Origin of the sequence: Enterobacter sp. MGH85 (assembly GCF_001037655.1) — a bacterium.
Taxonomy (GTDB): Bacteria; Pseudomonadota; Gammaproteobacteria; order Enterobacterales; family Enterobacteriaceae; genus Enterobacter; species Enterobacter intestinihominis.
Genome location: NZ_KQ089925.1, coordinates 3,422,266 through 3,444,784, shown reverse-complemented (window position 1 = coordinate 3,444,784; position 22,519 = coordinate 3,422,266). Strand labels below are relative to the sequence as shown.

17 protein-coding genes and 2 pseudogenes are annotated in these 22,519 nt (G+C 56.5%); 11 read left to right on the top strand and 8 right to left on the bottom strand.

Annotated features, from left to right (window positions below):
- Positions 1 to 202 precede the first annotated feature (202 nt).
- Both SK51_RS16115 and SK51_RS16110 read left to right on the top strand, forming a co-directional pair.
- Positions 203 to 568, top strand: coding sequence for a hypothetical protein (locus SK51_RS16115; RefSeq protein WP_023300020.1), 366 nt, complete (start codon positions 203 to 205; stop codon positions 566 to 568).
- 10 nt (positions 569 to 578) lie between these two features.
- Entirely contained in the window at positions 579 to 2,675 is a 2,097-nt protein-coding gene (locus SK51_RS16110; protein WP_023306126.1) for a pyrroloquinoline quinone-dependent dehydrogenase, read from the top strand.
- A 75-nt stretch (positions 2,676 to 2,750) separates the two neighbouring features.
- Here the strand turns inward: SK51_RS16110 and SK51_RS16105 are convergent, their stop codons facing one another.
- The gene (locus tag SK51_RS16105) at positions 2,751 to 3,341 is read right to left on the bottom strand and encodes a DUF4142 domain-containing protein (RefSeq protein WP_023306127.1); all 591 of its coding nucleotides are present in this window, start codon (positions 3,339 to 3,341) and stop codon (positions 2,751 to 2,753) included.
- A gap of 250 nt (positions 3,342 to 3,591) precedes the next feature.
- On the opposite strand from SK51_RS16105, the gene SK51_RS16100 reads away from it, so the two are divergent.
- Together SK51_RS16100 and SK51_RS24375 are read left to right on the top strand one after the other, a co-directional pair.
- Positions 3,592 to 3,870, top strand: coding sequence for a YdgH/BhsA/McbA family protein (locus SK51_RS16100; protein WP_003857380.1), 279 nt, complete (start codon positions 3,592 to 3,594; stop codon positions 3,868 to 3,870).
- A gap of 307 nt (positions 3,871 to 4,177) precedes the next feature.
- On the top strand, positions 4,178 to 4,351 hold the full coding sequence (locus SK51_RS24375) for a GnsA/GnsB family addiction module toxin (RefSeq protein WP_022648006.1): 174 nt from the start codon (positions 4,178 to 4,180) through the stop codon (positions 4,349 to 4,351).
- 87 nt (positions 4,352 to 4,438) lie between these two features.
- On the opposite strand, the gene SK51_RS16095 is transcribed toward SK51_RS24375, so the two are convergent.
- Both SK51_RS16095 and SK51_RS16090 read right to left on the bottom strand, forming a co-directional pair.
- Positions 4,439 to 5,275: an alpha/beta fold hydrolase gene (locus tag SK51_RS16095; protein ID WP_022648007.1), complete on the bottom strand. Its 837-nt coding sequence runs from the start codon at positions 5,273 to 5,275 to the stop codon at positions 4,439 to 4,441.
- 659 nt (positions 5,276 to 5,934) lie between these two features.
- Complete coding sequence (locus SK51_RS16090; protein ID WP_003857375.1) at positions 5,935 to 6,924, bottom strand: 2-hydroxyacid dehydrogenase; 990 nt, start codon at positions 6,922 to 6,924, stop codon at positions 5,935 to 5,937.
- Positions 6,925 to 7,134: 210 nt separating this feature from the next.
- Here SK51_RS16090 and SK51_RS16085 point away from each other — a divergent pair, with 210 nt between their 5' ends.
- The 3 genes from SK51_RS16085 to SK51_RS16075 are packed head-to-tail and all read left to right on the top strand — an operon-like array spanning position 7,135 to position 10,287.
- A complete protein-coding gene (locus SK51_RS16085) occupies positions 7,135 to 9,774 on the top strand; it encodes a YdbH family protein (RefSeq protein ID WP_048206806.1) in 2,640 nt (879 codons plus the stop codon).
- Complete coding sequence (locus SK51_RS16080; RefSeq protein WP_003857369.1) at positions 9,771 to 9,962, top strand: YnbE family lipoprotein; 192 nt, start codon at positions 9,771 to 9,773, stop codon at positions 9,960 to 9,962. Before SK51_RS16085 ends, SK51_RS16080 begins: the two co-directional genes overlap by 4 nt.
- Before the next feature lie 7 nt (positions 9,963 to 9,969).
- Complete coding sequence (locus SK51_RS16075) at positions 9,970 to 10,287, top strand: YdbL family probable chaperone protein (protein WP_023306129.1); 318 nt, start codon at positions 9,970 to 9,972, stop codon at positions 10,285 to 10,287.
- Here SK51_RS16075 and feaR read toward each other — a convergent pair whose 3' ends face one another.
- Entirely contained in the window at positions 10,288 to 11,196 is a 909-nt protein-coding gene (gene feaR / locus SK51_RS16070) for a transcriptional regulator FeaR (RefSeq protein ID WP_023300024.1), read from the bottom strand.
- A 241-nt stretch (positions 11,197 to 11,437) separates the two neighbouring features.
- Here feaR and SK51_RS16065 point away from each other — a divergent pair, with 241 nt between their 5' ends.
- The 3 genes and pseudogenes from SK51_RS16065 to SK51_RS25885 form a co-directional block, all read left to right on the top strand.
- Positions 11,438 to 12,937 (top strand): aldehyde dehydrogenase family protein, encoded by a 1,500-nt coding sequence (locus SK51_RS16065; protein WP_022648012.1) that lies wholly within the window; start codon positions 11,438 to 11,440, stop codon positions 12,935 to 12,937.
- A 152-nt stretch (positions 12,938 to 13,089) separates the two neighbouring features.
- Positions 13,090 to 13,164, top strand: a pseudogene (locus tag SK51_RS25890) (hypothetical protein); the annotation flags it as partial.
- A gap of 151 nt (positions 13,165 to 13,315) precedes the next feature.
- A pseudogene (locus SK51_RS25885) lies at positions 13,316 to 13,390 on the top strand (hypothetical protein); the annotation flags it as partial.
- Between the two features lie 97 nt (positions 13,391 to 13,487).
- Here the strand turns inward: SK51_RS25885 and SK51_RS16060 are convergent.
- The 4 genes from SK51_RS16060 to paaZ all read right to left on the bottom strand — a co-directional run bounded on the left by SK51_RS16060 (position 13,488) and on the right by paaZ (position 21,296).
- Positions 13,488 to 14,594, bottom strand: a complete 1,107-nt coding sequence (locus tag SK51_RS16060; protein WP_048206805.1) for a GGDEF domain-containing protein — start codon at positions 14,592 to 14,594, stop codon at positions 13,488 to 13,490.
- A gap of 52 nt (positions 14,595 to 14,646) precedes the next feature.
- A complete protein-coding gene (locus SK51_RS16055; RefSeq protein WP_048206804.1) occupies positions 14,647 to 16,620 on the bottom strand; it encodes an alkyl/aryl-sulfatase in 1,974 nt (657 codons plus the stop codon).
- Between the two features lie 166 nt (positions 16,621 to 16,786).
- Entirely contained in the window at positions 16,787 to 19,060 is a 2,274-nt protein-coding gene (gene tynA, locus SK51_RS16050; RefSeq protein ID WP_023306132.1) for a primary-amine oxidase, read from the bottom strand.
- A 196-nt stretch (positions 19,061 to 19,256) separates the two neighbouring features.
- The gene (gene paaZ / locus SK51_RS16045) at positions 19,257 to 21,296 is read right to left on the bottom strand and encodes a phenylacetic acid degradation bifunctional protein PaaZ (RefSeq protein ID WP_023306133.1); all 2,040 of its coding nucleotides are present in this window, start codon (positions 21,294 to 21,296) and stop codon (positions 19,257 to 19,259) included.
- 285 nt (positions 21,297 to 21,581) lie between these two features.
- Between paaZ and paaA the strand changes: the two genes are divergently transcribed.
- A complete protein-coding gene (paaA, locus tag SK51_RS16040; protein WP_022648019.1) occupies positions 21,582 to 22,511 on the top strand; it encodes a 1,2-phenylacetyl-CoA epoxidase subunit PaaA in 930 nt (309 codons plus the stop codon).
- Positions 22,512 to 22,519: the final 8 nt, after the last annotated feature.

Here is a 22,519-nt window from a genome sequence, read left to right as displayed (position 1 = left end):
CAACGTGAGGAAGGGGACTCGCCGGATAAACGCCCCTTTAAAAAATCCTCTTCTATACTCAGTTACGTTTAGGGAAATATGCCGCCGTTTTTCACGTCGCGTTGTTTTAATAGCCATTGCACGCGCGAACAGCAGGGACATATATCCACGAAAACGCCTTAATGTTGGTCCATTTTGCATTTTTTAGAGGGGGATTCCTGGTATGTTGCATTCTCAATCTTCGCGCGTCGGCACTATTTTGCTGCTGTTGGCCGCGGTTATAGGCTTCGCGGTGGCGCTATACGCCTGGTGGACGCCGCTTACCGGCGTCACAGGCACCATTGGCGCACTGGGCGTGGCCATTGCCAGCGCGGTGCTGGCGATACTGATCTTTGTGTTACGTGCGGCATCGGGGCGCGGGGCGCGTGTTTTCCTGATTATTGTCACCCTGGTGGTGTTGGCGGGTATTGGTTTTGCCGCCGCGCTGCTGCACCAGTACATCATAACGGCAGCCATGGTGGTCGGCCTGATTGGTCTGATTATGCTGAGCAGCCATTCCGCCCGTTACAACCATTCCGTCAGAACCTGAGGAGCCGCCCGTGCATAACGATAAGCATTATCCCTTCATAAAAGTCAGCATGACGGCGCTGGCGCTGCTGGTCACCCCGTTCGCGCTGCAGGCGCAGGATAAAGCCGCTGAGGCCTCTCAGGGGACCCAGGAATCACTGAATATTGATGCGGCCGATCAGCAGGCGCCTGGAACCACAAAAACCACAGACGATGCCTCAACCGGTAGCGGTGACGGAAAGAAAGTCGCCTCGGCCAGCCAGCCAGCGACGCCGCTGGTGCCCGGCACGCCAACCTGGGACAGCTTCCACGGCCAGCTTAACGCGCAGAAATACAGCCCGCTTACCCAGATCACGGCGGATAACGTCAATAAATTAACGAAAGTCTGGGAGTTCCATACCGGCGACGTCTCAGATGGTAAAGGTGATACGCCAGCGACCGTGTGGTCCGCAACGCCCATTTTCGCTAACGACACGCTCTACATCGGTACCCCTTTCGATCGCCTGATTGCGCTGGATCCGGGCACGGGTAAAGAGAAGTGGCACTATGACACCAAATCGTCGCGCAAGGCACTGACCCAGCCGGTGCTGAAAAACCGCGGCGTTTCCTATTGGCAGGCCAAAAATCCGGTGAAGGGAGAGGCGTGCCAGAAGATGGTCTATATGGGCACCGTTGACGGCAAGCTCTTTGCGCTGGACGCCGATTCAGGCAAACCGTGCAGCGGCTTTGCGGACAACGGGGTGCTGGATCTGAACCAGTGGAACACCGTTAACGCCAAGTATCCGCTCTCTGTCCTGCAACCGCCAACCGTCGTCGGCAACCATCTGCTGGTGGGTTGGGCCGGGAAAGACTGGGCCTATGCCGAAGCGCCTCCGGGTACCGTATTTTCTGTCAACGCCCAGACCGGCAAGCTTGAATGGACCTTTGAGGCGATACCGGCAGAGATCCGCAAGCGTACCGGTACCGCCAACGTCTGGACGCACATGTCCGCCGATGAGGCCAATGGGCTGGTCTATCTCCCGGTCTCATCGCCGTCTCCCAACTATTGGGGCGGCAACCGCGTCGACGCAATTCCGCTTGGCACCTCCACCACCGCGCTGGACATCAACACCGGTAAAGTGGTCTGGTCCCGTCAGTGGGTACACCACGACGTCTGGGATTACGACATCAACTCTGCCCCGACGCTGATGGATATCACCGTAGACGGCAAGCAGATCCCGGCGCTGGTTCAGGCCACCAAGCAGGGCTTCCTGTTTGTGGTTAACCGCCTGACCGGGGAGGACGTCTGGCCAATTGAAGAGCGTCCGGTTCCGCAGGGTGATGGTTCGGTCCAGGGCGAAGTTCTCTCGCCTACACAGCCGTTCCCGACCAAACCTGCGCCGCTGCTCGACCAGTCGAAAAAGCCGGAAATCTGGAAGCTGGCGGATATCGTCGGTGGCGGCCAGTGCTCTCGCCTGTGGGATAACCTGACCTATGAGGGAATGTATACTCCGCCTACCACCAAAGGCGAAGGCACGCTCACCTATCCCGATAGCGCCGGCGGCGTGCAGTGGGGCGGGGTGGCGTTCGATCCGCAAAAACAGATCGCCATCGTCAACACCTCGCATATCGTTCAGTACGTGAAGCTCTACAGCCGTGAGGATTACGATAACGCGGACAAAGACTCCGGCAACGAAAGCGGCTTTGCCCCACAGGAAGGCGCCCCGTACGGTATGCGTCTGCTGGTGGCGAGCAACTGGCTGGGCATGCCGTGCTGGCAGCCGCCATTTGGCGAAATCGTGGCGATAGACATGCACACGGGCGATGTGAAATGGCGTCGTCCGGTTGGCGCCTCACAGCAGTATGGCTTCTTCATGCCGGAAAGCTGGGGTTCGCCTACCATTGGTGGCCCGGCAGTGACGGCGGGTGGCGTGATCTTCATCGGTGCTTCAATGGATGCCAAAGTGCGTGCCTACTCGGTAGAGAGCGGTGAAGAGCTGTGGTCCGATCAGGCAGAAGCTCCAGCGGTAGCGAACCCGTCCGTGTATGAATATAAGGGTCGGCAGTATGTGGCCTTCGTGGCTGGCGGGAACACGATCCTGAAGGATCAGGTAGGCGATCAGGTGGTTGTCTACGCGTTGCCGGAATAATTCATCAGGAAGGTGAAATAAGCGTGGGGCCTGCGGGCCCCCCTTTATTTTGCAGTAGTCGTTTCACCGACGCACTTATTTATCGGCTGATGCGCCAGCACGCGTTGACATCTGCTCGGCGGACTTCAGATGCTGCTCAACGACTGGCGTGTGCTCGTTGGCCAGAGCCTTCACATCCGAATCGTCGATTTTACTGGCGTCGCTCTTAAGCTTCGACAGCACCTTCTCGTGGTCCTTCACGCCAGCATATTCCATATACATTTTGTCAAAAGCGTCACCGCGCTGGTTTTCAAGCCTTGAGTTCAGGGCTTTATGGGCGGCGTCTGGCTCGGTCGGCAGCTCTACGCCCTTTTTCTGGGCAACGGCCTGCACTTTGGTCAGGGCGGCACCGTGGTCGTCGACCATTTTCTGGGCGAATGTTTTCACTTCACTGGTCTGGGCCTTGTCCAGGGCGAGCCTGGCGGCGGCGACTTCGTTGATATTGGCCTGCGCCATGTCCTTTAACGCTTTCTCGTCGCCGGAGCTGAGTCTGGCGTCCGGTTGAGCCTGGCCCGCAGCGTTAGTTTGCGCGGCGCTTGTCGTCTGGGCTTGTACGCCAACAGTGCTGAACATTGCTGCAACTGCTGATACGGCTAGCAGCCTTTTCAGGGTTTTACTCGTGTGCATATTGTTCTCCTGATGGTCATGGTACAGGTAAGTTTCGGTTACCTAACGCGCAACCGGGCAGATAAATGCTAACTGCACAGGTCAGTATAGTAGATGAACCTGCTGTAATCGCAGGTTGCGTCAGAGAGGGCAGGTAATAATGCTCAATAAGGCGACGCTTATCGCTCAGTCTCTCTACGACATTGGCACGGATCATTCCCATATTTAATGCTAATGTTAAATAGATAGATTTATTAACAGGAGGAATGATATGAAAAAAGCACTATTAGGGAGTGTATTGGCTTTAACAGTTGCAAGCTTTGGCGCATCTGCGGCAGATATGATTTCCAAAGATGAAGCGCACCACTTCAAACTTGAATACCTGGGCAATGTATCTGTAGGGGCTTCAGGTGGACAAATTTCTTCACCTTCAGATCTTCATCAAAAACTCTCGAAACTGGCAGATGAGAAGGGCGGGAAATACTATGTCATCATCGCCGCTCGAGAGCATGGCCCTAACTTCCAGGCCGTAGCAGAAGTCTTCAAATAATCTTTCCGAATAACGCAGAAACCCGCTCATGGCGGGTTTTTTGCTTATAGGGAGCAAAAAAAATGCCCCTGGTGCGGGGCGAGTTTGAGTCAAATCTTTTCTTATGTTTATGTGCTCTAAGGCGTTGGCACAATAACAGCTTATTCAAATAATGCAATCTAAATGCATATTTAAATGCAATGGCCCCATCTGCCCCTCATCTCAAGGTGAAGGCAGCATACGTAACGCAGATAGTCTACGCTTTACATAGGGTTATGGTTAAAACCAGTTAGATACTGGAAACAGTAAACGGCCGCAAGAGGTAAATATGAAAGTTGACGCAATGACGCAAAAGGCAGAGGAAGAAATTTCAGCGCTTATAGCCAAAAAAATTGCAGAATTACGAAAAAAAACAGGGCAGGAAGTATCTGAAATTGAGTTTATCGCTCGTGAGGCCATGACAGGCTTGGAGGGGTATGAAGTAAAAATCAAACTCCTGTAAGCGTTTCTTCCTGAAATGGTCGCTCAATTCTTGCCGCAAAAGAGAACCGGGCGTGGTGCCCGGTTGTTTTATGGATAATCAACGTCTTTATGAGCGAATAAACGTCAGGATATCGGCATTTATGGTATCTGCATGCGTGGTATGCATCCCATGCGGGAAGCCTGGATAGATTTTAAGCTCGCTGTTTGCGAGCAGCTTATCCTGAAGAAGGGAGGCATTTTTATACGGGACGACCTGATCGTCATCACCCTGCAACACCAGGACGGGAACCGTGATGGCTTTGAGATCGTCCGTCTGGTCGGTTTCTGAAAATGCCTTAATGCCATCATAGTGGGCTTTGGCGCTACCGATCATACCCTGACGCCACCAGTTCTGGATTGTTCCCTGCGAAACCTCTGCTCCGTCTCGGTTAAATCCATAGAAAGGACCGCTGGCGACGTCGAGGTAAAACTGGGCGCGGTTAGCGGCCAGCGCCTGGCGGAAGCCGTCGAACACCTCAATGGGCGTACCGCCGGGGTTCGTGTCTGATTTTACCATCAGCGGAGGAACGGCGCTGACCAGTACCGCTTTGGCCACCCGCCCCTGAGGCTGGCCGTACTTCGCAACGTATCTGGCGACCTGGCCTCCGCCGGTGGAGTGGCCGACGTGCACTGCATTACGCAAATCAAGGCTTTCGACCACGGCTGATGCGTCGGAGGCATAATGATCCATATCATGACCTTCACTTACCTGATCGGAACGACCATGACCACGACGGTCGAGGGCGATGACGCGGAAGCCTTCTGCAAGGAAAAAGAGCATCTGGTTATCCCAGTCATCGGCGCTCAGCGGCCAGCCGTGATGGAAAACGATCGGCTGCGCATCCTTCGGACCCCAGTCTTTGTAATAAATACTGACACCATCTTTCGTTGTTACGAATGCCATATTTCAGACTCCTCTGCTAATGGCAACATGTGTGAAGGCTAAGTAAATAGCCCAGCATTTAGGGACGTAATAAAACTGACTTATATTAATCTTATTACTGATATATCCGCTTAAAGTGTAGAAGGGTTCCTGAAAACAGTTATAGATTAATTTTGTATGGTCATTATTTATTTTTAAACGAAATATCCCCTAAACCAGCCGGGGCACTGTGTTATTTTTCTCGCGTGGTGAATCCCCCTGTGCGGAGGGGCTAAACAGCACGTGTAGCTTAGGCAATCAGTAGCGGGTCAAGGTGGCTGACCAACGACTCACCGGGAGGCACCCGGCACCACACATACGTTAAAGCTTGTATCTCGCTGAATTTATTAGGGATGGTGTATGAAGTTGGGCTTTTTGGCTGGAGCAGTGCTGGCAACCTGGTTGTCTTTAACCTACCCGACGCAAATGAGAGCTGTTTTTGAACAACTGGTTACGATAGTGCAGCAAATCACGCAGCCTTCAGCAGAGCCTCATTCTGATATGGTCACACCGGAACAGTCATATCCTTGATTGTTATATTTACGATGAACGTTAGCCATCTTAATAGTTAACCTGTGCTTATTTTTCTGATGGGCTTATTATTGGCCGGGCAGAGGTTACCGCCACCCGGCCTGACGGTCTTAAACGATCGCGTTAGGGCACGCTTCGCCCTTATCAAGCTGCTGTAAATTCCCCAGCGTGGTTTCCGAAATACTGATCAGCGCTTCGGCGGTCAGAAATGCCTGGTGGCCGGTGAACAACACGTTGTGGCAGGCCGACAGGCGACGGAACACGTCGTCCTGAATCACGTCGTTAGATTTATCTTCAAAGAACAGATCGCGTTCGTTCTCATACACGTCCATACCCAACGCGCCGATTTTTTGCGTTTTCAACGCTTCGATAGCGGCCTGAGAGTCGATCAGTCCGCCGCGGCTGGTATTGATGATCATCACGCCGTCTTTCATCTGGTCGAACGCCGACTGGTTAAGCAGGTGATAGTTTTCAGGAGTCAGCGGGCAGTGCAGGGAGATAACATCAGACTGCGAGAAGAGCGTTTTCAGATCGACATACTCCACGCCCAGCTCCAGCGCAGCGGCGCTTGGGTACGGATCAAACGCCAGCAGGCGCATGCCAAATCCTTTCAGGATGCGTAGGGCGGCCACACCAATTTTGCCGGTACCGATCACGCCTGCGGTTTTACCGTACATAGTAAAGCCGGTCAGCCCTTCCAGAGAGAAGTTGGCATCACGGGTACGCTGATAGGCACGGTGAATACGACGGTTGAGCGACATCATCATCCCGACCGCATGTTCTGCCACGGCTTCCGGAGAATAGGCCGGAACGCGAACAACCTTCAGACCCAGCTCTTTGGCGGCATCGAGATCGACGTTGTTAAAGCCCGCGCAGCGCAGGGCAATGTATTTCACGCCCTGTTTTTTCAACTCTTCCAGTACCGGTCGGCTACCGTCATCGTTAACGAAGATACACACGCCTTCGCAGCCGTGGGCGGTTTTAGCCGTCTTTTCAGTCAGCAGAAAGTCGAAAAATTCAAGATCGAAACCGTACGTCTCGTTAACATGTTGCAGATACTTTTTGTCGTACTGCTTTGTGCTATATACCGCGAGTTTCATAAGACTTTCTCCAGTGATTTTGGAACCACGTTAGCATGTTTAAAATTATCTTACAATTTTTCAAAATTCATTGAAATCAATAAGTTCTATGAATTATTGTAGAGCATCTACTCTTAAAAATGGCATTACCTTCAATTGCCTGGCTAAACATGCGACAATGAGCGGCAAGAACGGCTTATTTATTTCGCAAAATCAGGATATTAACTGCCCATGAAGGGTAAATACAAAGCCGCAATCGCGCTTTTACTGCTGCTATTTCTTGTGCCGCTGACGCTGCTGATGACGCTCGCCCAGTGGGTGCCCACGCTCGCCGGGATCTGGCTTCCCGTTGGAACACGCATCGCGTTTGAAAAAAGCCCACGGCTCACGCGCCACGCCCTGATCATCCCCGATCTCCGTTATCTGGTAGAAGAGTGCGAAATTGCCCGCGTGGAAAACGTGACCCTGTCACACCCCAGCCGCTGGGATCTGGATATTGGCGCACTTGAACTTAACTCTGTCTGCCTGAGCAAATTACCGCAATCGGCGCCGTCTACGGTGGCGCCGAAAACGCTGGCGCAGTGGCAGGCCATCCTGCCCAACACCTGGCTGACCATCCACCGTTTTACCCTTTCTCCCTGGCAGCAGTGGGAGGGTGAGCTACATGCCTCACTCACGCCAGCCCGCCAGGACATCACCTATAAAGGCGAGCAGGTGAGCATTAAGGGGCAGTTGCGCGGCCAGACGCTCTCCTTCAGCCAGTTCGATGTGCAGCTTCCGGACCAGTCGCAGCCCGTGAAGCTGGTCGGTGAATTTACCCTGCCGCTGGTGCCGGACGGCGTACCGGTGAAAGGGCATACGGTCGCGACCTTTAACGTGCCACAGTTATCCTCGCTGGTCGATGCCGATCTGGACTGGGAGGATAATCAGGGCCAGCTGGTGGTTATGGCGCGGGACAACCCCGATCCGCTGCTCGATTTACCGTGGCAGATCACCGCTCAGCAGTTGACCATCAGCGACGGGCGCTGGAACTGGTCAGCCTCCGGTATGCCGATGAGCGGTCGCATCGGCCTGAAGGTGGATAACTGGCAGCAGGGGCTGGAGAAAGCCACCTTCACGGGGCGGCTAAACGTGCTGACCCAGGGGGACGCGGGTAAGGGCAACGCGGTGCTGAATATCGGTCCCGGCTCGCTCAGTATGGAAAACAGCGCTATGCCGCTGCACCTGAGCGGGGAAGCCAAGCAAAACGATCTGATCCTGTATGCCAGACTCCCGGCGAAGCTGACCGGCAGCCTTTACGATCCGCAGCTTACGTTTGAACCCGGCGCACTATTGCGCTCGCGCGGACGCATCATTGACTCGCTGGATATCGATGAGATCCGCTGGCCGCTGGCGGGCGTGAAGCTCACGCAAAAGGGCGTGGACGGCCGCCTGCAAGCCATTCTGCGGGCGCATGAAAACGAGATGGGCAATTTTGAGCTGCATCTGGACGGCCAGGCTAACGACTTTTTACCGGACAACGGTTTGTGGCAGTGGCGCTACTGGGGTAAAGGGAACTTCACGCCGATGAACGCGCGCTGGGATGTCCGGGGAACCGGGGAGTGGCGCGACAACGTTATCGAACTGACCGATCTTTCCACGGGGTTCGACAAATTGCAGTACGGCACGATGCTGGTCAGCAAACCGCGCCTGGTGCTGGATCACCCGGTGCGCTGGTCGCGGGACCCGGATAACCCCTCCTTTAGCGGCGCGCTCGCGCTCAATGCCGGGCAAACAAGCTTTTCAGGCGGAAGCGTGCTGCCGCCGTCCGTTTTGACCTTCAGCGTTGACGGGACAGATCCGACGGTGTTCCAGTTTAAAGGGAACCTGCATGCGGACGACATCGGCCCGGTCCAGGTGAATGGACGCTGGGACGGCGAACGCCTCCGCGGTCAGGCCTGGTGGCCAAAACAGTCTCTTACAGTGTTCCAGCCGCTGATCCCGCCAGACTGGAAAATGACCCTGCGCGGCGGCGAAATGTACGCGCAGGTGGCTTTCTCGGCGGCCCCCGACCAGGGGTTTGAGGCCGGGGGGCACGGCGTGCTGAAAGCGGGCAGCGCGTGGATGCCGGATAACGAAATCAACGGCGTTGATTTTGTTCTGCCGTTCCGCTTAAGCCAGGGCACCTGGTCACTGGGTACGCGCGGACCGGTAACGCTACGAATCGACGAGGTGAAAAACCTGGTCACAGCCCGAACTATCACCGCGGATCTCCAGGGCGATTATCCCTGGACCGAAGCGAACCCGCTCCTGCTCACCAACGTGAAGGTGGAAGCGCTCGGCGGGAAAATCACCATGCAGCAGTTGAGAATGCCGCAGCACGATCCGGCTTTACTGCGCGTGGATAATATTTCCTCCAGCGAACTGATAAGCGCGGTAAATCCGAAGCAGTTTGCCATGTCCGGCCCGGTGAGCGGCGCGCTGCCGTTCTGGCTGGACAATGAGAAATGGATCATTAAAGATGGCTGGCTGACCAACCCGGGGCCGATGACGCTGCGCATCGACCAGGACACGGCGGATGCCATTGTGAAAGACAACGTGGTTGCCGGGGCGGCGATCAACTGGCTCCGCTATATGGAAATTTCGCAGTCGTGGACAAAACTCAATGTGGATAATCTGGGTGTGTTAACCATGCAGGCGGCCATTAAAGGCACCAGCCGCGTCGAGGGCAAAAGCAGCTTCGTTAACCTGAATTACACCCATGAAGAGAACATTTTTACCCTCTGGCGCAGCCTGCGCTTTGGGGACAATCTGCAAACATGGTTTGAGCAACATGCGGCGATACCCCTTCTCCGCAGTTCGACAGGCAAGGAAAGTGAGGAACAACAATGAAAAAGAGGGCAGGTGTACTCACCGTGGCCGTCGTCGCGCTGCTGTCAGGCTGCACGCCGCGCATTGAAGTGGCGGCGCCCAAAGAGCCGATCACCATCAACATGAACGTGAAAATCGAGCATGAAATCCATATCAAGGTGGATAAAGACGTCGAAGCCCTGCTGAAATCCCGCAGCGATCTGTTCTGAGGATGCCATGAAACGATTAGCTCTGATGTTACTGGCGCTGGGGATGAACGTTCACGCCGCCACGCTTACGCTCAACGATGCGCGCACCCAGGGGCGCGTAGGGGAAACCCTGAGCGGCTATCTTGCGCCCGTTCAGCACGACGCTGAAACCCTGGCGCTGGTGAACCGTATCAACGCCGCACGCACGGAAAGTTACCAGCTGCTTGCTGACAGCAATAATTTGCCCGTCGACGAGGTGGCGAAAATGGCGGGGCAAAAGCTGGTGGCCCGCGCGCAGCCGGGTGAGTACGTGAAGGGGATTAACGGCAAATGGCTGAAAAAGTAACTAGCGGTAACGCTTACGGTATTCGCCCGGCGAAACCCCGAAACGCTGCTTAAAGGCGGTGGAAAAATGGCTATGGTCGGTAAAGCCCCAGCTGTAGCCAATGCCCGCCAGCTTTTCGTCATCGCCGATGGAACGCAGCGCCTGAGCGCATAAATCGAGGCGACGGTTCTTAATATACTGCGCCACCACCAGCCCTTTCCCGGCAAACATGCGGTACAAGCTACGCACGGACATGCCGCTCTCTGAGGCTATCCACTCCGGTCTTAACGCCTCCGACTGAATATGATCGTCAATCAGGGACAGAACGTGGCGGAACTGACGCTCCTTGCGCGGCAGCACCTCGTCATGCTGCTGGAAGGCCGGACGCAGCAGACACACCATCGCCTCCAGCGCCGCTTCGCTTTCACTGGCGCTGAGATCGGCATTGCCCATGCTCTCCTGTAACAGTCGGTAGCTCAGCTGTACGGTAGGCAGACTGCGGGAGAGGGGCAACGCGCACCTCACTTCCTGAAAACGCGCGTGTTGCTCAATGATTTGTCGCGGGAGCAGCAGCGAAATCTGGCGGGAACGCTCCTGCCAGTAAATTGAGCACGGGCGGGAGGCGTCAATCAGCGTGATATCCCCGGCTTTCAGCAGCGCGCGCTGGTCGTCCTGTTCGATTCCGGCGCTGCCTTCCAGCTGAAACACGGTGTAGAACCAGGCATCGTTGCCGTTTTTGATCTCCTGACGGGTGCGAAACAGGTTAACGCCTGCGGCGGTCACCGTGCTCAGCTTCAGACTTTGGGTGTAGCTGGTTTCCAGTTCGCCGAGAAACGCCCCCTCTAACGGACGTGCCGCAAAGCGCCCACAAACCTGGTTAATTTGCGCCAGCCACTGCTGAAAATTGTCCTGTTCGCTTGCACATGCCATTGATTTTCTCGCTGAACCGTCACTGTTTTCGCATTGTTGCATTTATGTTGCATTTTGTCAGGGCTACGAGGCTGACTATAGGAAAGAACACTCAACGGTTACAGCGATATAAGCGGGAATTATCACGATTTGCGGAGCCTGTCACAGCTGGCAAAGCGAATGTCACACAGACAAAAGCAGGAATGCGAATCCCCTCTTAGACTGCATACACACCCTGCGAAGCATAACGAAGGAGTATCCTATGTCCGAATCACACGTCGCCGTCCTGCCTGGCGTGCAGCAGTTTTTAGATCGCCAGCACGGCCTGTGGATCGAAGGGCGTCAGGCGGCATCCGATAGCGAAAAGCGTCTGAACGTCTACAACCCGGCGACCGGAGAGGTCATTGCCTCCACCGCCGATGCCAGCGTTGATGATGTCGATCGTGCGGTGATGTCTGGCTGGCGCGCCTTTGTCGCCCGAAGCTGGGCCGGGCGGCTTCCGGCAGAGCGGGAACGCATCCTGCTGCGGTTTGCGGATCTGGTGGAACAGCATGGCGAAGAGCTGGCACAGCTCGAAACCCTGGAGCAGGGGAAATCGATTAACATTTCCCGCGCCTTCGAGGTGGGCTGCACCCTGAACTGGATGCGCTACACGGCAGGGCTGACCACCAAAATTGCCGGTAAAACCCTCGATCTCTCGATTCCACTGCCGCAGGGCGCGCGTTATCAGGCGTGGACGCGTAAAGAGCCGGTTGGGGTCGTGGCGGGGATTGTGCCATGGAACTTCCCGCTGATGATTGGCATGTGGAAAGTGATGCCCGCGCTGGCGGCAGGTTGCTCCATCGTGATCAAACCCTCGGAAACCACGCCGCTCACCCTGTTACGGGTGGCGGAACTGGCGAGCGAGGCGGGGATCCCGGATGGCGTATTCAACGTGGTGACCGGCAGTGGCGCCGTCTGTGGCGCGGCACTGACCTCGCACCCGCGCATTGCCAAAGTGAGCTTTACCGGATCGACGGCGACGGGCAAGCAGATTGCCCGCGCGGCGGCGGATACGCTAACGGGCGTGACGCTGGAACTGGGCGGCAAAAACCCGGCCATCGTGCTGAAAGATGCCGATCCGGCGTGGGTGATTGAAGGGCTGATGACCGGCAGCTTCCTGAATCAGGGGCAGGTCTGCGCGGCCAGTTCACGTATATATATTGAAGCTCCGCTGTTCGACACGCTGGTCAGCGGCTTTGAACAGGCCGTGAAATCCCTGAGCGTCGGGCCGGGCATGTCGCCGGATGCGTTTATCAACCCGCTGGTGTCGCGCGCCCACTGCGATAAGGTCCAGGCGTTTCTGGATGAGGCGAAGGCGCACAATGCGGAGCTGATCGCCGGGAACCGGGGGCCAGACGGCAAAGGCTATTACGTTTCGCCAACGCTGGTGGTCAACCCGGATAATCATCTGCGACTGACGCGTGAAGAGGTCTTCGGGCCGGTGGTGAATCTGGTCCGTGTAGCTGACGGGGAAGAGGCGCTTCAGCTGGCGAACGACACTGAATACGGCTTAACGGCCAGCGTCTGGACGCAGAACATCAGTAAAGCGCTGGAGTACACCGACAGGCTACAGGCCGGAACCGTGTGGGTGAACAGCCACACGCTGATAGATGCCAACCTGCCGTTCGGCGGCATGAAGCAGTCTGGCACCGGGCGCGATTTCGGCCCCGACTGGCTGGATGGCTGGTGTGAAACCAAGTCGGTGTGTGTGCGGTATTAAAAAAACGCCGGGTGGCGGCTACGCCTTACCCGGCCTACGGGATCGAGGAAAAAGGTTGGTTTTGTAGGCAGGGTAAGCGCAGCGCCACCCGGCGTAACTTACAGCGACCACCGATTCCGCCCGGCCTCCTTCGCCCTGTACAGCGCCGCATCGGCGCGGGCGATGATTTCCGCCCCGACTGGCTGGACGGCTGGTGTGAAACCAAGTCGGTGTGTGTGCGGTATTAAAAAAACGCCGGGTGGCGGCTACGCCTTACCCGGCCTACGGGATCGAGGAAAAGGTTGGTTTTGTAGGCCGGGTAAGCGCAGCGCCACCCGGCGTAACTTACAGCGACCACCGATTCCGCCCGGCCTCCTTCGCCCTGTACAGCGCCGCATCGGCGCGGGCAATGATTTCCGCCCCGACTGGCTGGACGGCTGGTGCGAAACTAAGTCGGTGTGTGTGCGGTATTAAAAAAACGCCGGGTGGCGGCTACGCCTTACCCGGCCTACGGGAGCAAGGAAAAGGTTGGTTTTGTAGGCCGGGTAAGCGCAGCGCCACCCGGCGTAACTTACAGCGACCACCTATCCCGCCCGGACTCCTTCGCCCGATACAACGCCGCATCGGCGCGGGCGATGATTTCCGGGCCGGCCAGTCCTGGGGTATAGCCTGCAATGCCCATACTCACCGTCACACATTCACTCACCTTCGACGCGCTGTGCGCAATGGCTGCGGTGCGCAGGCCAGCCTGGATCCGCGCGGCGACTCTCTCAGCAACGCTTTCTTCACAGTCAAAGAGGATCACGACGAACTCCTCACCACCGTAGCGCGAAACCACATCCTCTGGCGTGCGCACCGAGGAGTTCAGCACCTCCGCGACCCGCGCGAGACATGCGTCTCCTGCCTGGTGACCATAGGTGTCGTTATACAGTTTGAAGTAGTCGACATCCAGCATCAGGACCGCGAAGCGTTTGCCTTGGTCCACCGCGTTTTCCAGCACCAGCTCCATCGCCCGGCGGTTGGCCGTTTTCGTCAGCGGATCCTGATGGGCCAGCGCATCCAGCCGCGAAGTTAAACGCTGATTCTGCTGGTTGCGACGCCAGGCCTCTTCAAACCAGCTTAAGAGGATGTAGCGTCCGCAAACGAGAATGAACGTGAACACCACCCACAGCCCGGCAAAGCGAAGGTTCATCTCCTGATTCAGCAGCAGGCTGGCAACGGGCATGGTGATCCACAGCGGCGCGATAAAGCACACCAGCCCCACCGGATGAAAATAGAGCGCGGTCATACCGGCCATCAGCAGGGTAACGAATATCGGCCAGGGATGAGGAAGCTGTATCACGTTGATAAACCAGTAACAACTTATCGACCATAGCAGGCTACACATTAACAGCACGGCGCTGACGCCGCGGATGTGGCGCCAGGCCATTATTACCAGCGCCACGGAAAGGATGACTACCCCCAGCATGGAAGCGTCAATCATCTGTGTGAGAGGTGGGCTGACGTGTAAGAGGGTATCAATTTGGCCGAACAGGGAATTGCGCAGCAGGATCATTAGCGCAAAGCTCGCGTTGACGAAGGCGAGCCACGGCAGGTTCATGGCCAGCCCGTGGACAACCATGGCGTTACGGGTCGGCCAGGTCGCGGGCTCCGGAGTGGCGTTGTGTCTTTTTTCCATGAGAGAGAATGTCCCTGTGGCGGGCGGAAAGACCGCCCGCGAGTGCATGCCTTTACGGGGTCACAATGTTAAACCAGAATTCAAATTTATCCATGTAACCGAGCATGGCATCGAGTTTTGCGGCATCGCCCGTCACTTTGATATCGCCATTATCCTGAGCCTGTTTAAGCGTCACTTCTTTCAGGATGATTTTATTCAGCGTATCGCGGTTGAGGGTCACGGTCGCGTCAGCATCCTTCGCTTCGGCGTTCGCCGTGTGGTTCAGCACGCCATTTTCCAGCTCCAGCTTGTATTTGCCGCCGTCGCTGCCGAGGTCGATGTTAAACACCGATTTTGCATCTGCTGCTTTTTCACCGTTGATATGCACCGCCAGATAGTCAAAGAACATTTCTGGCGTCATTGCGCGCACGGTATCCGGGCTGGCGGTATTCGGGGTGGGACCTTTCACCACGCCGTTACGCAACTCCTGCGCGCCGGTCAGGTAGAAGTTACGCCATGGGCCGGATTCAGCCTGATAACCCAACTGCTCCAGGGCATCCGCTTCAAGGTTACGTGCGGCCTGGTTGTTTGGATCGGCGAATACCACTTTGCTGACCACCTGAGCCACCCAGCGATAGTTGCCCTGGTCAAAATCGGTTTTAGCTTTACTCAGGATGGCATCCGCGCCTCCCATATACTCCACAAATTTCTTCGCGGCTTCTTCAGGCGGCAGTTCATCCAGGGTCGCGGGGTTGCCGTCAAACCAGCCTAAATAGAGCACGTAGGTGGCTTTGACGTCATGACTGACTGAACCGTAATAGCCTCGGTTGGCCCAGGTATTGGCCAGGGAGTTCGGCAGCTTGAAGTTGGCGGCGATCTCGTCACGCGCCAGCCCTTCATTCGCCATGCGCAGGGTCTGGTCGTTGATGTAGCGGTAGAGGTCGCGCTGGCTTTTCAGCAGGTTAACCACATTCTCGTTGCCCCAGGTCGGCCAGTGGTGCTGCGCCATGATAACTTCGGCCTTATCACCCCAGCGTACAATTGCCTGATTGATGTATTTCGACCATGGCAGCGGTTCACGAATTTTCGCACCGCGCAGGGAGTAGGTGTTGTGCAGGGTATGGGTAACATCTTCCGCAGATTCGATCAGCTTTTTCTCTTCGATATACCAGAGCATCTCAGAAGGCGCTTCGGAGCCCGGCGCGAGCATAAAATCATAGGTCAGGCCATCGATCACCTCTTTCTGACCATCTTTCTCGATGATATTGGTCGGGGCAATCAGGGTCACCGTCCCGGCGGAGGTGGTGGTGCCGAGACCCGCACCCACCTGGCCTTTCGCATCCGGCTTCAGCAGGTTGCCGTACATATAGCTGGCGCGGCGGCTCATGACGTTACCCGCCATGATATTTTCCGCGACGGCGGCCTCCATAAATCCGGCTGGCGCGTAGACTTTAACCTTGCCGGACTTCACGTCGGCTTCGTCCACCACGCCGCGCACGCCGCCATAGTGGTCAACGTGGCTGTGGGTGTAAATAACAGCGACGACAGGTTTCTTGCCGCGATTTTTATAGTAAAGATCCATACCGACTTTGGCCGTCTCCGCCGACACCAGCAGGTCGACCACGGTAATGCCTTCTTTACCTTCAATAATGGTCATGTTTGACAGGTCGAGGTTACGGATCTGGTACACGCCCTCGGTGACTTCAAACAGGCCGCTGATGTTAATCAGCTGGGACTGACGCCATAAGCTCGGGTTAACCGAATCGGGCGCTTTATCGCCTTCCTTGATAAAGGCGTACTGCTGTGGATCCCAGACGGTGTTGCCTTGCTCCCCTTTGATAATTTCCTGAGGTAGCGGGGCGATAAACCCTTTGTGGGCATTGGTAAAATCGGTGTTATCGGAGAAAGGAAGCTGGTTGAAGAGTGCGTTGTTGGCCTGCTGAGTTGCTGCGGTTGCATCCTTAGAGGCTTCTGCGGCCCAGGCTGAACTGGCGGAAATGAAAAAACCGGCCAGCGCAAGGCTTCTTACTATCTCAGTGACTTTCATCCTAAAACCTCTCGGTTATGTATAGCGTTGTTCATGGACACTTCGATATCTACAAAATGTTTCAGATGTTGCAAAAGCATTAAGCGAAGTAACATTAACTATAATCGGGGAGTGGTATTCAGCAAGAAAGCGAATGAAAAACCGGGCATCGTGCCCGGTCAACGTGTTATTTCTGCTCTTTTTTCTTACCGAGCGTTGGCGTCTCGTCAAAGAAGTTCCACGGCTTGAGTAACGTGTGCACCCATTCCGTCGGCATTATAGGCCACTCCTCGGCGCGGGCGACATGGGTGGTGCCGGTGGTCATCCAGATGACGTTATCCTGGTCGTTCAGCGACTCGTTATCTTTGCTGTACTGGCCGAGGCCCGTATCATGCGTGGAACGGTTCGGGTATTTTCCCTCCGGGTACATCTCGTCGGGATGGTAACGCGTCACCCACAGCTGTTTATCCATAAAGCTCAGGCGGTGATATATCCACTCGTCCGGGGCAAACTTCGCGCCCGTCGCCACCGGGTGTGTGCCCCCCGCGTAAGGGATGATCTGATACGAGACCGGGTTGCCCATGCGGTTCTCTTTGCTGGTGTTGCTCAACAGGCGGATGGTGCCCGGATCAAACTTCTGCGCCGCCTGCTGTTCGGTATCAATATCATACTGATTAACCTGCATGGTGCTGGTGCGCGGTCCGCCAGCGGTGTTCGGTTTGACGTCCGGATCCATGGCCACCAGCTTGTTGTTGATGCCGTCCACGTCCATATCCAGACGGAAGTTGTAGATGTGCTGGTGGGTGGTGCCGACAATATTATGGTCGATCAGCGTACCGTATCGGGTGTCATCCTTCGCGGTGGCATCATGCATGGTTTTCGTCTGCACGCCTTTCACCGCTTCAATGCCCGTGGCCCCTGCATCAATGCCGATGGTGCCGTTTTCGTGGAATACCCAGTCGAAGATATAATCGTAGTTACCCACGGTGCTGACCCAGCGCACCACCAGCTCGCGGCGCTCGGTGCTGACGTTGGGTTTACCTAACTCCTGATGCTTATATTCCGGCCCGGCGTAACGCTCGAAAATGGCGATCGCCCGGGGGATCTCCATTGGCGCACCGGTATAGTCCGGGATGGTTTCGTTGAGCATCACGGCGTTAGACGGAACATCCTTGCCGCGCACCAGCGGGGAGGTCAGGGTACCCATGCCGTAGTCGCCGGAGTCCAGGTAGGCCTTAAAGTACCAGCCGATATCCGGGTCGCCGTACGGCACAATCATGCCCCCGAGCGATCCCTGATACATCACCTGTCGCTTTTTGCCGTTGTCGTTATAGGTCACGGTGGAGATCATCGGGCCGACGCGCGAGTCCAGGCTCAGATGAAAATCCCAGTTCTGCCAGTGCACCATATCCCCGGTAATGGTGTAGTTCTTGCCTTCCGGCTCGATAATCTCCAGCGGTTTTTTCACCGTTTCAACGCGGTCACGGCCATCATAAGGACGCGGGGTGAGCGGCACCGGCACGACCGGGCCTTCCTCAATCTTCTGGATTTTCTTCTGCTCGAGATCCACCACCGCAACCAGGTTTTCGATCGGGTGCGCCCAGTAGTTACCGTCGCCCACGTCGAGATAGCTGATCACTTTCAGCAGGCGGTCTTCCTGTTTCAGCCCATCCTTGCCGTCAAAAAAGCCGACGGTAAGCGGGGTGGTGATCACTTTCTTCGGATCGGTAATACCGCGCTTTTTCAGCACGGCGGCAAACTCCGGGCTTTCATTGATGATCTGCTGCACGGTATTGAAGTCATCCAGCAGCACCATGCCGTGCGCGTCTTTGATCGGCTCCCAGCGGAGGATCTTTTTGTCCTTCAGATCCACCCGGCTTTCGATGATGCGTTTGCCGTCAAGCATAATGATATTGGCCTGGCGGGGCGCATCCACCGCCGTGCCGTTAAGCACGAAGTCCCAGACTTTGGCTTTTTCTGGCTCCGCCAGCGCAATCTGGGTAAAGCGGGTATTGGGTTTAAAATCCGCAGAGGCTTTCACAATGGCTACGGCCTGGTTGATTTCATCAGCCGTCAGCGCGTTTAACGGGTGGGGGCTTTTTTCAACCTGGAATGTCTGATCAAGACCGGACTGAAAGACATCGTTGATAAAAGTCTCCGGGATATAGGCCTTATTGTTCTTCATCACCACGGGCACCTGGAGCGTCAGCGGTTTGCCGTTAACGATGGCGGTGTTGGCGCCGGGTTTGACCTTCACAAAGGCACCGTCTTTAGCGATGGTGAACATCTGGGCGTAATCATCCCACTGCACGTCCGCGCCAAACGCCTGAAGCGTTTTGTCCATCGGGACCATATGCGCCTCGCTGCCGTGAGCGTAAACAGGGGATTGCCAGGCGCAACAGAGCGCAACGGCCATGGCCAGTGCCGTTCTACGGGCAAAAAAAGAAGAATTGCTTCCCATCGCAGACCTCATCTTGTTGTGTTTATTGTGTTGTGTCAGCCTTATCCTGACAGGCGCGCACGAAAAGCGTTTGCCTGCATCTGCCAGGTTGTTTGTCAGTCTTGCCAGGTTAAAAAAAGAGCGGGGGTGCATCACACCCCGGTCAGGTAGTTGTAGGCCGGGTAAGCGGAGCGACACCCGGCAAGAAAGAGGTGCGTCAGAAGTCACCCTGCTGGCGCGCCACCAGCGTCAGAATGGAGTAAAGCGCCACGGCCTGCTGATGCTGGTTGAAGATCTCCACCGCCCATTCCACCACGCCAGTCGGTTTTTCCTCGGCAGTGCGCTGTTTCTTCAGCGTTTTACGTTTACAGGTCAGGCGCACCTGAATGGTATCGCCCGGCTTGACCGGCTCGATAAAGCGCAGGTTTTCCATGCCGTAGTTGGCAATGACCGGCCCAACCCCGGCATCGACAAACAGCCCCGCCGCGGCGGAAATCAGGAAATAACCGTGTACCACGCGCTCGCCAAAAATCGACTCCGCCGCGCCAATTTTGTCCATATGGGCATAGAAATGATCCCCGCTCAGGCAGGCAAAATTCACGATATCCGCTTCCGTCAGGGTACGACGCGGGGTCAGCAGGCTGTCGCCCGGCTGTAACTCCTCGAAGTATTTACGGAAAGGATGAACGCGATCTTCCTGCACCTCCGCGCCACGGACCCACTGTTTGCCGATGGCGGCGAGCATGGATGGGCTGCCCTGAATTGCCGTGCGCTGGAGATAGTGCTTCACCGCACGCAGGCCGCCCAGCTCCTCGCCGCCGCCCGCACGTCCCGGGCCGCCGTGCACCAGCTGCGGTAGCGGTGAACCGTGGCCGGTGGATTCTTTCGAAGATTTCTGGTTGAGGATCTGAATGCGTCCGTGGGCGCGCGCGGCACCGGCAATAAATTGGCGCGCCACGTTTGAATCTGCCGTGACCAGCGTTCCCGCCAGGCTGCCGCCGCCCGCCCGCGCCAGCTGCATGGCGTGTTCACTGTTGCGGTACGGCATCAGGGTGGCGACGGGGCCAAAGGCTTCGGTGGCGTGAACGGCCGGAGTTTCGTCCGGCTGCGGGCAGAACAGCAGGGTGGGCGGGAAGAATGCGCCAGCCGCCTGCAAATCGGCTTTACCACCCAGACGGATCTGGCAGCCCGAGGCAAGCAGATGATCGACTTTTTCCTGCACGTCAGCACGTTGCTCACTGTTGACGAGAGCCCCCATCTTCACCCCTTCCTGGGCCGGATCGCCGACGACCACGTTCTCCAGCCGCGCAATCAGCGCCTGGCTGACGGCTTCAACCTGCGCTTCCGGCACGATGATGCGGCGGATGGCGGTACATTTTTGCCCGGCTTTGGCGGTCATCTCGCGCACTACTTCGCGAATAAACAGCGCAAACTCCGGCTGCTCCGGCGTCACGTCCTCACCCAGTACGCAGCAGTTAAGGGAATCTGCTTCCATGGTAAACGGAATGGAATGCGCGACGATATTCGGATGTACGCGCAGGCTCTGCCCGGTGCTGGCCGACCCGGTAAACGTCACCACGTCCTGGCTGTCGAGCTGGTTCAGCAGATCGCCCGCGCCACCACAGATCAGGCTGATGGCGCCGTCCGGCACCAGTCCGCTCTCGACGATCGCTTTCACCATCGCCTGAGTCACCTGCGCGGTGGCGGTGGCGGGCTTGATGATGGCGGGCATCCCGGCAAGCCAGTTGGGCGCGAGCTTTTCCAGCATCCCCCAGCACGGGAAGTTGAACGCGTTGATATGCACCGCCACGCCGGATTTCGACGTTAACACGTGACGTGCCGCAAAGCCGCCTTCCTTCGACAGCGGGATCAGCTCATCCTCCGGCCACAGGGTATCGTCCGGCAGCTCACGGCTGCCGAGGCTTGCGTAGGTGAAGAGGGTGCCGATACCGCCTTCAATATCCACCCAGCTGTCGGCCTTCGTCGCGCCGGTCTGGGCTGACAGGGCATAAAACCGATCCTTCTGGCTCAGCAGATGTTTGGCCACCGCCTTCAGCATGGCGGCGCGCTCGATAAAGCTCATTGCGCGGAGCGCTTCTCCGCCTTGTTCAATGGCGTAACGGCGCGCGGCCGCCATATCCAGCCCTTCGCTGGTGACTTCAAATAGCGTTTCCCCGCTGATGGCGTGGGTGATGGTGCGCTCGCGGCCCCGGCCTGATTGCCAGGTGCCGGACAAGAAGCTGGCTAACTGCTGCATTTCTTCTCTCCAGGTGTTTCGTGATTTCACTATAAATAGTTTGATCGCGAATCATAAAAATCAAGCTGAGTTTTAATGAATTGTTAACGTTGTGATCTCTATTGCTTAGCCTGACCACCCGAAAGCCTTGTGTCATCGGCCTTTAATGAAAAGGCTTGCGAGCGTCGTCACAAAATAATCAAACACTTCTTGGGGTTATATTTAACCTTTGTGTAACTTTTAAGAAACCAAATGATTCACCATTTTGCTGTTTGTGGTGATTTAACGAATCACAAAGGTGGTTATGTGACGCAAGAACAACGCTTTGAGCAACGCATCGCACAGGAGACGGCCATCGAGCCGCAGGACTGGATGCCGGATGCCTATCGCAAGACGCTGATCCGCCAGATTGGACAGCACGCCCACTCTGAGATTGTCGGCATGCTGCCGGAAGGAAACTGGATCACCCGCGCGCCGACGCTGCGCCGGAAAGCCATTCTGCTGGCGAAGGTTCAGGACGAAGCCGGACACGGCCTGTACCTCTACAGCGCGGCGGAAACGCTGGGCTGCGCCCGGGAGGACATCTATCAAAAGATGCTCGACGGCAAGATGAAATACTCCTCCATCTTCAACTATCCGACCCTGAGCTGGGCCGATATCGGCGTCATTGGCTGGCTGGTGGACGGGGCGGCCATTGTGAACCAGGTGGCGCTGTGCCGTACGTCTTACGGCCCGTACGCCCGGGCGATGGTGAAAATCTGTAAAGAAGAGAGCTTCCACCAGCGTCAGGGTTTTGAGGCCTGTATGGCGCTGGCGCAGGGCAGCGAAGCACAGCGGCAGATGTTGCAGGACGCCATCAACCGTTTCTGGTGGCCCGCGCTGATGATGTTCGGACCCAACGACGACAACTCCCCAAACAGCGCCCGCAGTCTCGCCTGGAAGATCAAACGCTTTGGCAACGATGAGCTTCGCCAGCGCTTCGTGGACAACACGGTGCCTCAGGTGGAGATGCTCGGCATGACCGTGCCGGATCCCGACCTGCGTTTCGATGAAGAGAGCGGCCACTACCGCTTCGGCGAAATCGACTGGCACGAATTTGACGAGGTGATCAACGGGCGCGGGATCTGCAACCACGAACGTCTGGCCGCAAAACGTAAAGCCTGGGATGACGGCGCATGGGTGCGTGAAGCCGCTCTGGCCCACGCGGAAAAACAACGCGCCCGCCAGGCCGCATAAGAGGAATC

Bases quoted from the DNA above. Each gene is read 5' to 3' on its own strand.
- SK51_RS16115 (WP_023300020.1), top strand. From the start codon at position 203: ATGTTGCATTCTCAATCTTCGCGCGTCGGCACTATTTTGCTGCTGTTG.
- SK51_RS16105 (WP_023306127.1), bottom strand. From the start codon at position 3,341: ATGCACACGAGTAAAACCCTGAAAAGGCTGCTAGCCGTATCAGCAGTT.
- SK51_RS16100 (WP_003857380.1), top strand. From the start codon at position 3,592: ATGAAAAAAGCACTATTAGGGAGTGTATTGGCTTTAACAGTTGCAAGC.
- SK51_RS24375 (WP_022648006.1), top strand. From the start codon at position 4,178: ATGAAAGTTGACGCAATGACGCAAAAGGCAGAGGAAGAAATTTCAGCG.
- SK51_RS16095 (WP_022648007.1), bottom strand. From the start codon at position 5,275: ATGGCATTCGTAACAACGAAAGATGGTGTCAGTATTTATTACAAAGAC.
- SK51_RS16090 (WP_003857375.1), bottom strand. From the start codon at position 6,924: ATGAAACTCGCGGTATATAGCACAAAGCAGTACGACAAAAAGTATCTG.
- SK51_RS16085 (WP_048206806.1), top strand. From the start codon at position 7,135: ATGAAGGGTAAATACAAAGCCGCAATCGCGCTTTTACTGCTGCTATTT.
- SK51_RS16080 (WP_003857369.1), top strand. From the start codon at position 9,771: ATGAAAAAGAGGGCAGGTGTACTCACCGTGGCCGTCGTCGCGCTGCTG.
- SK51_RS16075 (WP_023306129.1), top strand. From the start codon at position 9,970: ATGAAACGATTAGCTCTGATGTTACTGGCGCTGGGGATGAACGTTCAC.
- feaR (WP_023300024.1), bottom strand. From the start codon at position 11,196: ATGGCATGTGCAAGCGAACAGGACAATTTTCAGCAGTGGCTGGCGCAA.
- SK51_RS16065 (WP_022648012.1), top strand. From the start codon at position 11,438: ATGTCCGAATCACACGTCGCCGTCCTGCCTGGCGTGCAGCAGTTTTTA.
- SK51_RS16060 (WP_048206805.1), bottom strand. From the start codon at position 14,594: ATGGAAAAAAGACACAACGCCACTCCGGAGCCCGCGACCTGGCCGACC.
- SK51_RS16055 (WP_048206804.1), bottom strand. From the start codon at position 16,620: ATGAAAGTCACTGAGATAGTAAGAAGCCTTGCGCTGGCCGGTTTTTTC.
- tynA (WP_023306132.1), bottom strand. From the start codon at position 19,060: ATGGGAAGCAATTCTTCTTTTTTTGCCCGTAGAACGGCACTGGCCATG.
- paaZ (WP_023306133.1), bottom strand. From the start codon at position 21,296: ATGCAGCAGTTAGCCAGCTTCTTGTCCGGCACCTGGCAATCAGGCCGG.